The organism is Vibrio sp. A37 (assembly GCF_059777565.1).
In genome coordinates this window covers 112019-125101 of the sequence record NZ_JBLNLI010000004.1, presented here as the reverse complement: position 1 = coordinate 125101, position 13083 = coordinate 112019, and the positions used below count along the sequence as shown (strand labels likewise).

The 13083-nt window shown below is 38.0% G+C and carries 7 protein-coding genes; 2 read left to right on the top strand and 5 right to left on the bottom strand.

Annotation, left to right across the window (positions count from 1 at the left end):
• Positions 1–171 precede the first annotated feature (171 nt).
• The gene (locus ACM2FC_RS08810; protein WP_498480536.1) at positions 172–1071 is read right to left on the bottom strand and encodes a DMT family transporter; all 900 of its coding nucleotides are present in this window, start codon (positions 1069–1071) and stop codon (positions 172–174) included.
• Between the two features lie 308 nt (positions 1072–1379).
• On the opposite strand from ACM2FC_RS08810, the gene ACM2FC_RS08805 reads away from it, so the two are divergent.
• On the top strand, positions 1380–1862 hold the full coding sequence (locus ACM2FC_RS08805; protein ID WP_498480535.1) for a MarR family winged helix-turn-helix transcriptional regulator: 483 nt from the start codon (positions 1380–1382) through the stop codon (positions 1860–1862).
• Between the two features lie 124 nt (positions 1863–1986).
• Here ACM2FC_RS08805 and ACM2FC_RS08800 read toward each other — a convergent pair whose 3' ends face one another.
• From ACM2FC_RS08800 to ACM2FC_RS08790, 3 genes are all read right to left on the bottom strand, one after another.
• The gene (locus ACM2FC_RS08800) at positions 1987–2961 is read right to left on the bottom strand and encodes a glycosyl hydrolase family 18 protein (RefSeq protein WP_498480534.1); all 975 of its coding nucleotides are present in this window, start codon (positions 2959–2961) and stop codon (positions 1987–1989) included.
• A gap of 234 nt (positions 2962–3195) precedes the next feature.
• Positions 3196–5079: a glycoside hydrolase family 125 protein gene (locus tag ACM2FC_RS08795; RefSeq protein ID WP_498480533.1), complete on the bottom strand. Its 1884-nt coding sequence runs from the start codon at positions 5077–5079 to the stop codon at positions 3196–3198.
• Positions 5080–5942: 863 nt separating this feature from the next.
• The gene (locus ACM2FC_RS08790; RefSeq protein WP_498480532.1) at positions 5943–8675 is read right to left on the bottom strand and encodes a GH92 family glycosyl hydrolase; all 2733 of its coding nucleotides are present in this window, start codon (positions 8673–8675) and stop codon (positions 5943–5945) included.
• 630 nt (positions 8676–9305) lie between these two features.
• Between ACM2FC_RS08790 and ACM2FC_RS08785 the strand changes: the two genes are divergently transcribed.
• Positions 9306–12050 (top strand): glycoside hydrolase domain-containing protein, encoded by a 2745-nt coding sequence (locus ACM2FC_RS08785; RefSeq protein ID WP_498480531.1) that lies wholly within the window; start codon positions 9306–9308, stop codon positions 12048–12050.
• 72 nt (positions 12051–12122) lie between these two features.
• On the opposite strand, the gene ACM2FC_RS08780 is transcribed toward ACM2FC_RS08785, so the two are convergent.
• Positions 12123–12689 carry a hypothetical protein gene (locus ACM2FC_RS08780; protein ID WP_498480530.1) on the bottom strand — a complete coding sequence of 189 codons (567 nt, stop codon included), beginning with the start codon at positions 12687–12689 and terminating at the stop codon, positions 12123–12125.
• Positions 12690–13083: the final 394 nt, after the last annotated feature.

The window sequence follows — 13083 nt, the reverse complement described above, 5'->3', positions numbered from 1 at the left end:
CAGTGAGGAAAATAAATTCAACCTTAAAGATAATGACACGTAAAATAAGACACTGGCGACTAGGTGTTAGGTATAATAAAAACAGTAGTTGATACCAAAAATAAAACACAGAAGAGTTAAAAAACTAAAACAAACAGAGACGATAGCTTGAGATTGCTTTAGCAAAACATATTAAGCTTGAGCTTTAATCTCTGCGTTTTGTGGTTTTTTTGTTAACTTGGTTACGATTTGAGGAACAAGGGCAACCAAAACCATACCAACCATAAGTGCGTATTGAGTGAGAGAGTAAGTATTGTTCAGAAGAATATAACCACTTAGAACACCAGCAGTTGGGTTAGCAATATTACCGAAAGTAAAATCAACAACGGACATATTTTGAAGTAACCAAACGCTAAAGCCGTAACCAAATGCACTAGTACCGATAATTATCCATAACAAGCCAATGAGATTTTTTAAATCAAAATGTGTGAAAGCTTCAATATAGGGATGAGGGTTGATACCGACTGCTACTACGTTTGCAATGACTAACGCAATACCTGCAAATAAAAGCTCCCAAGTAATAATGGTCCACCAGTGAACATGCTTACCAGCAATTCTAGTTAAGTTACTGCCCACCACGATACAGATAATTGCACCAAGCAAAGCAAGCAGACCTACTGGATTTAGTGTCATGCTGCTTGGGTTGAAGAGCAAATAAGCTAAAGCTATCAACACGAAGCCAGAGACAACTTCAATAACTGACGGTTTTTTTCGTAGGAATATCACTTGGTAAACCATGGCGAACACTGGCACAGATATCATGCCTACACCAGATATTGCAGCCGGAAGCGTCCCAGCCATAACAAAAACTAACACAAAGAAAATGGCGATGTTTATCAAGCCTAATATCGCTAGCAGCTTGCGATGAGGAAATTTAGGCAAAGAAGGTTTAATTGCGAATAAAATCAGCCCAGCCGGGAGAGCGCGGAATAACGCCAATAACAAAGATGGGAAATGAGGTAAAGTATATTGTGCGACTGCGTAGCAAGTTCCCCATACAAAGTAAATTATAAATGTAAAAACAAAGTTCATAAAAAGTATCTCTACATAAAGATATATTGTCCAAATCATACTAATCTCACTCGTCTAACATGTAAAGTATCTTTACATAAAGATTATTATCTTAAAGCGGCTGCCTCGTAGAGTGTTTAGATTACGTAGCACGTATAGAACTTTTATGAATTGATATTTTATTTTTTATTATCAATATCTTAAAATCATCACTCTAAAGAATATTGTCTTGTAAAACAACACTAGTGTAAACTTCTTTTGATCAAAGAAAATTATGTTCCTATAAAGATACTTTATATCTAACAAAAATTTTTAAGGGGGTATCAATCATGGATTCTATTGATAGAGTGAAAGAGCAATTGCATAAAGAGATGCCTGAACTCGATACCACTGCAACGGGTATTTTTGGCCGACTCATCAGGCTTTCTAAGCATTTGGAATCGAGGATTGCCGACCATCACAAGCAATATGGATTAAAGTCAGGTGAATTTGATGTTATCGCAGCTTTAAGAAGAGCAGGCTCCCCTTATAAGCTAACACCGAAAGAGCTCATCGATTCTTTATTTCTTACATCTGGAGCCATGACTAACAGACTCGATAACCTTGTAGAGAAAGGGCTAATTGTCCGCACTCACAGTGAAGAAGATCGTCGAAGTGTTACTATTACATTAACGCCTTCAGGTAGGCTATTAGCGGAGGAAATGCTTATTTCAGTCTCGGCTATGTATAAAGATTCACTTGAATTTCTAACCGGACTACAAAAACAGAAATTAGATAGTCTACTAGGAGTAATGTTAGAAAAATTGGAATAAACACTGCCCTCATTGTTTAAGTATTCAGTCTTCTGGGATATGCCCTGGCCTCATGCGATAAGAGTTGGCCTCAAATTTACAAACGAGGCCAACTAACAAATTGCACTTTGTAGGGTTGTTATCACTAATTAATCATCTGCGTCCACATATCTTTAGTGACCGCGAATTTGTCCGATTGATCCGAAGTCATTTCCCAATTGAAAATACCGGCTAACCCATCTTGTTGATACCCTTGCACGCGAACACTCACATCATCCCCAGCTCCTCCGTCTAATCCCAATGTGGTCTTACTGGCTAATTGAGGATCGACAGAAAGAATATCGTCCAATAACGAGCACACTACTTGTCCTTCGCTATTAATTGATACACGGCCCCAGTAAGTCATCAAATTGATCAAATCAAATTCGTTTTCATTTTGTGCTGAAATAAAGCCAACATTGCTGCTGTCTAGAGTGATCGTTATGTAGTATTTTTTGTGGGTAATATTAGACAATCGATCCAGAGACTGGCGAACATTAGCAAATATTTGTGTCCAATCTTGATACTGAGAGGATGGAATCGTCTGCCCTTCAAAATCAATATCAACACCATCTAGCCCATTAGAGACAACAAATTTAGCAACACTCTTAGGAAAATGGTTGACTCCATTCTTGTAGTCATCATAAATCTTGCTCCAATCACTACTATTGTCACCAAACGAAATAAGAACTGGTACTTTGTTGTTTGGATTTTCTAATTTCACTGCGGTAACAAGTTTTAGCAATCGATCATGGTCATTGTCTCCCGCTGCAGGCGGGTTTGGTTGGCCAGTGTCTGGATTTGTTCCTCTTTGGTTTTCATAGGATAGCGTCGTTTTTCCATTTATTGTGTAGGCATGAGCAAACGCAGCAATAACGAAATTGGTTTGATTTAGTGGAGGGATAGGTTTTGAGCTTGGTGCCATCCAAGGGGTCAAGAAGTCGTTTCCACTATTATAAATAGGATAATATTGCGCAACTACTGGTGCATTGTTCAGATCATCAGTAACCTGAGAAAAAGCAGGTGTCAAAGATTGCGCTCCAAGTAATATCGCAGAAAGTACTAAGCTTTTAAATTTCATGTTTTACCCTCGTCAATTTTAAAATAATGCTTTATTTCTATCACTTAATAAAACATTCGTACCACTTAACCCATGGTTCTATTGAAGTCGAAATAGCATTGCAGAAATAAAAGCTACGCTCCCAACAGATACAACTAAACTCCAGCAGGGGTAGCCTCGGAAAATTGGTCTAACTTAAGTGCCTGAAAATAAGAGCTACCCACAGCAGGTAGCCCTTAAGAGATTAAATAAAGCTTAATTGTAAGGCGTAATTTCGGGCTTGAACCAGCCTCTAGCAAATAGTGAGTAAGTCGATGCCATCCATCCGAATGAATCGTCATTTCTGGTTGGAGAATTACCAGGGTTACAGACGTTAAAACTTTCTGGGAAGCTATATACGTTGTCTTGAGTATTCAAGAATCCTTGTAACTGCTGCATATCTTGCCAGAACTTTTTAGCGTTAACGTTTTGGCCATTTCTTGTCTGCATCCAAGCATCCATAACGATAGCCATTGGCCACACTTTATTGGTAGAAGTATAAGAGCCTAACCCTTTATAGTTTACTGAATCACTGCCACCGCAATTGCCGTAATTGGAGTCATAATAGTAATTAGTCACTTCCGAATTCTCTTTCTGACCATACGTATCTTGGTAATACGTTTTAATATAATCTACGGTATTGTTGTACTCGTTCATATTGTAAAAAGAGGGATCGGTCAGCAGCGGTATACTCAACAAGTCAGGGAAGTTAGCATCATCCATAATGACCACTTTTCGGTTTGCATTACCTTCAGGATAACCATTTACTTCATAGTCATAGATAGTAATTTTATTTTTGTAACCGTTTTTGTCGGTATACGTAATTTGACTAGTACCATACTTCTCTACCCCATTTGCTATTTTTTGCGCTAGCAATTTAGCTTTGTCGACAAGGATAGGATCATCACTATAATTTTCCGATTGTGCGTATGCTGCAGCAATGGATTTTAATGCCGTCGCAATGTATAGGTTGTCTGGAATATTATAACCGTACTTCATTGGCGCATCAGATGGACGGTACCCTGCCCATGTTAATATCGCATCGTCTTTTTGGTAGTTGAAGCCTTTTACGGGTTCGCCTTTTCCGTCATTAGGTAGAGAATACTTTTCTAAGTAAGGTGATTTTTTATCGTGGTTTGTTTCGACTGCAATAGTGTCAATAAAATCCTTTAATGAAGACACAACCCAAGGGTGACTTAGAATATCTTCTTGTGGGTACTTACTGTTATATAACAGAACCGCCAATGTCCAACTGGCCAAGCTATCTGGCTCATACAAAGAATCATAGATATAAGATTCGTTGTCTATCTGATTGCTAAACCCACAGTCTCCGTCTTCATTTCCCTCGATGCTTGAGATCGATTTATACGAACCCGATGGCTGCATTAAAACCCAATCGCCATTTGGTACAGTCCCCGATTTCGGTTTCGCTGAAAGATTGCACGTATCGGTGGTCACTTGAGTCATTGGTATTGGAAAGCTAGGGCCATTATTGCTAGCTTTGTTGGTACCTTTATAAATATTGAAGTACACACCCGTTTCTTTGCCTTTAGTTTGGAACGGATCAGAGCTAATGAAATACGCTAAAGACAGTATCGTTCCTCTCGATAAACATCTTAAACTAGGGGTATCGGGATGCTGTTCACATGAGTCTTTGGAAGTAGGATCCGACTTTGCATAGACGATATACGGCATTATTTGCCACATTGAATCCCTTCCCCACATAGCAGGGATATCACCAGTAAGCATCTGATAATAAACTGCGCCATCACCATTTTGTGGCGCGGGATTCTGCGTTGACTTTAGATAGATCTGTTTAAACCAATAATCCGACCCTCTATTAGGGCTGCTTCCATTATTACCATAAACAATACGATTCAAATTGAAGCTATGCTGGAAGACTTTATCTAACAAGTCTCTATCCAAGCCATATTTTTGAGCAACTTTGTCGCTAAATTTGGGCAAGTTTGGCTTTGCTCCCCACTGACAGAAAAAACAATCGTCTATTGGTTTTTGTTTTTCTGATACTGTTTTAGCAAAGCAACTCATAGGAAACAAAAAATAACAGAGTGCGACCAAAGCAATTATGATTCTCTTCATTATTATAATTCCTTATGCAATAAAATATGCAAAAGCCAATTCCAAACGTAATTAGCTTATTACCTTTATAAATGACATATGCAACATGACAATTAATGATCCCCAAAAGATACAACAAATTAAATCATTTGAAGAATAATCTTGGGCATTGATTGACTAAAAAGAATACTAATCAACCATATAATTCATTTTTGTGACACATATTATACTGAAGATTATTTTGATATTTTTAGAATGTCATTCTTAAAATATAAAAATTTAAAGCAATGGAAATTGGAAGGTATTTTCATATTGACCTAGTAACACTCTACAAATAACACCATGCACAAAAAACCACCCTGAAGAATGAAAATATTTCTATTATATTGTTTTATAATTAACAAGAAGTGATTTTATTTATTTTTATATAATCAACAAGGCATAAACACCGAAAGTTTTCATCTATTCCCTTCTCTAGAAAATAAGTTATCTATAGATGAATTTCCTCTAGTTCCTAGTAGGTCAAAGATGAGAATAGACATTATTCATCAAAGGCGAATTTTTGCTTAGCCTCATTAGAAATATTACTTTGTGAAGCTATTAACACTAAAGTCCTATAACAAGGTCAGCAATTAAGTGATCAAATAGTTGTGCAGGGATAGCTGCTCAAAATAAGGTAGAGTTTTTGTTGCTAAAGATTCAAATTATGCAAATTCCAACGGAGTAGCGAACACTTTAACCAGCAAGGAGCATCAAGTAACTGCTGGAATTGGAATTAACATAGATCTTACTCGTTAAATTTTTTTACTTTAAGTAAATGCAAAAAAGGCTAGTTGCATTCGCAACTAGCCAAGAAGTGAAGAATATTTAAGTAACCAGTCTCTCTAATTAGTTACACTTTCCGTGTTTGGCTCACTTGCCATATCAAACGTTAATGTTGAGTGATTTGTCTTAGAAAACAGGTCGCTTTGGTTAATACCATAGTTATTCTCTTCTAAGTCTGACAGTTGTTGTCCGTTTAAGGAAATACTCGACACATAGATATTACTTTCACTGTTTTTTGGCGCCAAAATAGTTAAGCTTTTCGCTTTATGGTCAGCATACGCGGGCACTTCGATTTTCATTTTACTGAATAGTGGACTTCCGAATTCTAGGCGATCAGAACCCGGTAGTGGGTGTAACCCCATCGCACTGTTGATATACCAAGCCGACATGGAGCCATTATCTTCATCGCCACTTAAGCCATCATGTTTGTTTGCAAACATAGCTGATACATTTTTATCTGGATCCGTGCCTGCTGGCGTATCCCCAAAGCACTGATATTCTTTATATGTGTCAGCGCGGTTCGGATCCATCATATTGCGAACGATACACTGCGTTTTCCAAGGAGATTCAGTGTAGTTGTATGCGTAAGCATATCCCCATGATGGTTGGTCATTGAAACCAAATTGACCAAGGCCGATATAAGTCATTTCCTCACCTTCGTGGATGTAACCATAACCGCCTCCATTATATCGCCCTATACTGGTAAACAGCTTATCAAGTTGATTTTCAAGTGCTTGTTTTGGCTCTCCAGCCATATCGTTAGCTTGTGCAAACATTGTGGCTAGTGCTGGGTAATCATATTGCATGTAGAACATAAACTGCCAAGCACTTCCCTCATTGTAGCCATAACGCCAAGTATACAGTCCTGACAATTCGCTATTGCCAGGCAGAGTTAGCCAATTTCCATTAGAATCTTTGGTATGGAAGAAACCTTTAAGCTTGCTCTTCTCACCATCTGGCATCGTCACTTCCATTTCAGTGTCCGAATCGAATAAGTTAGTCGTTATCGTTCTAGACGCTTGACGCATCTTGTTAGCGAAGTCTTCATAATCTTTTTTGGTTTCTTGGTTATCAGTAGTCAAAGCAAGGGCTTCCGACATATTTGCAATACAATCATTATCATACGCGTAATCTAAGCTATTGCCCGTCGCTTCAGAACCTGCGCTATTTCCAGGTATATATCCGTGCTGTGCAAGCTCATCAAAATCAGTCCTGCCACACTCGTTACCATTCCGGCAAGTATTGTAATCTGGGGCTACCGTTGCATTTTGTTTAATTGCTTCAAAGGCGGTCGTAACATCGTAGTTTCTCACTCCCCTTAGGTACGCATCTGCAATAACGCAATCACTGTGTGTTCCTGTCATTGAGTCCCGATAGCCAGGGCTCGACCATTGGGAAAGCCAGCCCCCCTCCTTGTAAACATTCAACATACCTTGGATTAATTTGGACTCAACATCCGGATAAACAAGGCTATAGAAAGGATATTTAGTTCGATATACATCCCATGTACCTTCATCGGTAAACATGTAACCGTTGTAGACTTTTGGCTTACCCTGTTCATCATCGGTGAAAGCAACATATGGGCTTCTATGGAAGATGTATTTATACTCAGTACTACCATCCGTTTGTACATCTCCTTGCGTATTACATTGCCCATCAGCATTGTATTTCGTGCACTCAAACCATGCATGAGGATTAATTAAAGTCCGGTATAAGCTGGTGTAAAATACAGAGCGCTCTTCATTAAAAGTACTTGGCTCTACATTTTTCGATTCAATTTGAACTCTAGACAAGTAGGTATTCCATAAGGATTCGCTATTTTGTACGACTTTGTCAAATGAGTAAGGCACCCAAGCGTTTGTATTTGCGACAGTTGGATCGCCTACTTCGTTTTCTGCATTAAATTTAGCTTGCTGTTCGCTGGTGTAAGAATTTCCGACAACAGCCGTGACAACTTTTGCATCAAAGTTAAACACAATATAGAGGTGGGAGTTTGAAGCACTCGTGATGCCTTCTTCATTCGCCGTTGGATCAATTTTGTTATTTCCATCCCACACTTCTATACTGGTAGGTTTAACCCGTTCTTCACCACCTTTGTTGAAAAATTGAATATTATAAAAAGACTTGAACCCTCCTGGTGCACCTCCAGAATTATTACTCACATAACCTGAAAATTGATCCTCAACTGAATCCCAAGAAATTGTATTTCCACCACCTTGGAGATCCAACACTATTCTAGAAGTATCTTCATTAGAGGTAAAACGTAGGTATCCTGTGCGTCTAGTTGACGTGAGATCTGTTTTGATTCCATTATCAAACGTTACCGAATACTCATAGGGGTGGGAGGACTCATTCTCATGGCTGAATTTCCCCAAGTTAGCACTGCGTATTGCAGAATCAGATGGTACTGAGTCCACCCCTAGGCTGCTACTCACCGGAATTGGCATCAAACTAAAATGGCCATAGTCTCCAATCCATGGGCTTGGAAGGTGAGATTGCCTGAAACCGCTAATCGGATTCACGACACTACTATCATTGCAAGTTTTTTCTTTATCCGAGCAATCTGTATACGCGTAATACCAGCTTCCATCATTCATTTGTGGAGACCACAATGTCATTGGCATTGGAGAAGCAACATAAGGAAGTTTATTACCATGAGAAAAATCGCCATGTGAATCAGTTCCTATAATAGGGTTCACATATTGCGCCAAGTCAGGGGTAGTTTTCGCGACAGCGAAATTGGATAGGCTCAACGAGATAACAGCCGCAACAACGGTCAGCTTACTATTCATAATATAATTCCATTTTTAATAGTTTTAGTAGATATCTTTCAGAAATAGCTTTATTTTCCTACAGGGTATAACACCAACTGTAAGTTCACATTTTTATATTGGATATGGTTTACTAATTAATACAGAGTTCTATTTGTATTATTAAACTACCTCCTATATAGCCCTATCTTACCTAGCCTAAAAATTTATTGAATTTGGAATAAAATTACTCCAAGCACTTAACTTTTTCTCTTTGCATTATTATTCCCCTTAGTAGAAGATAATAAAACTAGATAAAAAATCCATTTACTGGATTATTGTACCACCCTATAACAAACGTGCTCATAATCACCTAAATAAATGGTAAGCATCAAGTAAAGTAATTTTTCTATGATCAGGTTCAAAAATACCACCTATAATTTAACATTAGAATTTAAGGCATATTATTTGGTTCGTTAATTTATGAAAAAACAAGATTTATATATAAATATGAATATATTAATAATTTTAATTTTGATCGTTTTGATCACATTATTAATTTTAAAATAGATATAGTGTACCGTACAAATCAATCCAGAACACATCTTCAATTTTTCATTAAATTCTTTCGTGGAAATAAACAAAGAAATTAAATAAATAAGGATATTTGTTTTGAAACTTAATAATATTATGTCTGTAATTGTATTGTCTGCATGTTCTACTTTTTCTATTGCTGGTAGTTTAAATACATCAGACTTGTCGAAGTATATTAATCCCATGATTGGCACTGATGCCCACCCTGGTTTTTCACACGGAAATAAACTTCCATTTGTCGCGGTTCCAATGCCAATGACATTAATATCACCACAAATGTTAACGGACAATGCCAACAAGAATGGGCCTGGTTGGTTCTATACTTACTGGAACTGTACAAAAGAAGATCAAGATATAAAAAATTGCCAACAAAAAGAGAGACTTATAACAGGATTTCGTTTTAGCCACGAACCAAGCCCATGGATAAATGATTACGGCTATTTCAGTTTTATGCCTGTGCTTTATTCTTCTGAAATTGGTAAAAATACGTCACCTGGGACACCAACTGCTGAATTTTCTCACTCAAACGAAGAATCACACCCATACCTATATAAAGTAAGTTTTGATAACAATCTAACCACACAGATAACGACTAGCCGTAGAGCTGGAATGCTTGAGTTTAAATCCCCAGAAGATAAGACTCGAATTGTTCTTGATTTACAAGGTGACGGCAGTTTTTCTTGGGACAAAGAGAGTCAGAATTTTTATGGGAATACCAGCAATAGTAGCGGTGGTGCTCCTAGTGGGTTTAAAAATAACTTTTCTGTTAAATTTTACGATTATAAAGGGCTTATAAACAAAGCAATAAAACCTAGTGATATTAAGGTATGGAATGGCAGTAACGAACAAGAAGCTACCTTTGATGAAATTACACAAACCTATCAAATTCCTTCAGGATCTTTAAAAATAGTGCTTACGTTTGATTCAAATGATGTTGTTGCGAGTGTAGGAACATCATATATCAGCGAACAACAAGCCAAGTTTAACCTTGAAAGTGAACTAGGTAATCCAAAGCTTGCTGGAAAATCTAACTGGAAACCATATAACTTTAACCTAGTAGAGAACCGAAATAAGGACCAGTGGAATCAATATTTATCTCGTATGACCTTCAAAGCAGATAACTTTCCTAAATCCGTCGTCGATACCGAAAGAAAAGTTTTTTACACCGGAATCTATAGAACACTAATAAACCCACACTCTTGGTTTGAGTGTGATAATTATGATGAAAACGGACAATGTAATACAGCTCGAACACGAAATGAGGATGGAAGCTATAAATACGAGCATATTTTCCATCGCAGTCCGTATTTAGCCTTTGAAAATGACGAGACTGGAAAGCCTGTTGTTTACAATGGATATATGTTTACCGATGAAGGCATGTGGGACGTATACCGCAGTAAATATCCATTCTATAGTTTGGTCTACCCAGATGTAGAAAATAAGCTCATCGAAGGTCAGCTCAATACCTTCCGTGAAGGCGGGTGGCTATCCCAATGGTCTAGCCCTGGTTATCGTGAATCTATGACAGGTACACATAGTGATTGCGTTATCGCGGATGCTTATCTACGTGGAGTCACAGATTACTCGGTACAAACTGCCTTAGATGCAATACTCAAAGATGCTCAACAAGCACCTGACGATAAATGTGCCGGTGGCACCAAGTGTGGACGCTATGGTTGGGACAAACTTCAAGAGTATGGCTATATTCCTATCGATGACAACTATAGCTCCAATACATCTAAAAATGTTACTAACAGCTTGGATTTTTCTTATGATAATACCTGTATCGCCAATATGGCAAAGTCTCTAATACAAGACAAGAACAAGTACGTCACTTCTACTCAAACAGAGCTAGAAACTATTGTGAATGATATGACAAGTCAGGCAACAGGTATCATCGAGCAGTTATTTGATACTGATACAAGTTACGACGTCACATATCCAGATGGAGCCACTGCCCCGTTGAAAGGCTTCTTCCATGGAAAGCAATCAAATGGTGATTGGTATAGTCCTGAAAACGTCTACGGTAACCTCTCTAAGCTATATATGTGGTTATACGGTTATGTGGAAGGCAGCCCATGGCAGTATATGTTCAATATGCAATATAACATGCCCAAGTTGGCAAATAAAATCGCTACTGCAAACGGTATGTCCGATTCGAAAAAAGCGTTAGAAAACCAATTGGATAAAATGTTTCAATCTACCTCTGCCTACAACTCGCAATGGTACGGGCATGAGCAGGAAGAAATGACATACCTAGGACTTGGCCAATTCGGAATTAACAACCAACCATCATGGGGATTTGAATACGGATATGTCTATACCGATGCTCCGTGGAAAACCCAATGTATACTTCGAAACATCATGGATCCCGAACGCGACAAAACGCATCAAAATTACAACTGTTTTGGTGATGGAGAACGCTCGTTTGGCACCCTAAACTTGGTTCATTCATTGTTCTTTGACGCAGCAGACGGACTAAGTGGCGATGAAGACAACGGTTCAATGTTTGCTTGGTATTTAATGAACAGCATGGGCCTCAGCCTACTGCCTGGCACTGATACTATTCAGTTTGGCAGCCCGCTCTTCAATCAATTGACAGTTAACGTTCCTGCCTATGGTACGCACCCTGCTCGAACATTAACGATTAATGCGCCAAACAATAGTCCTGAAAATATCTACGTTAAGAAAATCTTGTTAAACGGTAAACCGATAGACGACTTATCGAAAATTAACTATTCAATTTCTCAGAACGAGCTTTACAACACTATCAATCACGCAAGAATCACATTTATTATGGGAGATAAACCATTGAAAGGTTGATATAATAGCTAGGAAAATAAGTAGCTCGGAGTCTTTCCGAGCTACTTATTCAAGAGAACATAATTGAGTTAATCACAAAAACGCAATTGCACACCTTTCTGCTTTACAATGCCAGAATGTTCCTTCATCCCCTCTAGACGCTACATCAGGCTCCCAACCCTCAGGTCTAGTTAATGCCGTATGAACACTCCCCATCGGTAACATTGGACTCTTCGATGGATGTAATGTGATGCGTTTGCCATCTTCTGTTTCATAAACCAAAGAGTTCACCCAAATAACACGGATCGTGCTTCGTATATTCGCAGCAACACCGTAAGCTTCAACAAATTTTGCTTCCTTGGTCGCGCCGCCCAACGAACCTGTTAATGGTAGAATCATTGTCTTAGATGAAAATTGTGCCACTTGGCTACAAGCCGCTGTATTCGCCTCGTTTTCTTCATCATTGTTATGGGTTTTAGCCACAAAATATCCTGTGTACCCCAATACATCACCAGTTTTATTTTGAATAAGTCCATCATTCATCATATTTAAAGACGAAGTAATCGTTTGGGGGGCGACACAAACTAAATCACTCGCGTTAGCAGTTTGAGAAAATAGCCCAAGTAGAAGAGAAGAAAGCAACGTTGATGTATATTTCATATTAATTCCATGTATATAAGATTTCCCATTCATTATCAGAGATTAACAACTAGTTAAATCTGATAAGAGAATTATTTAACATGTCGCTGTTTGCCTTTCTGGGAAAATTTTCGAATACATGAATGAATTCATATTTTATTTATGAAAAACAATTAGTTACATAACAACACAGAATGCATTACCAAACTGTATCCACATCAGCTATATTCCGGCTTACAGGAAGGTTTCGTCTACGAACACTACAACAAAATTTCATGATTCAATTTTTTTACTCAGATGAAGAAATAAACTGGCTATATCATGCTTTTGAATGTCATTCGTATAATTTCAAATAGAGTTATAACTCACGCCACACCTTTTTATTACCAATGAATTTATCAATAAAAACATTACC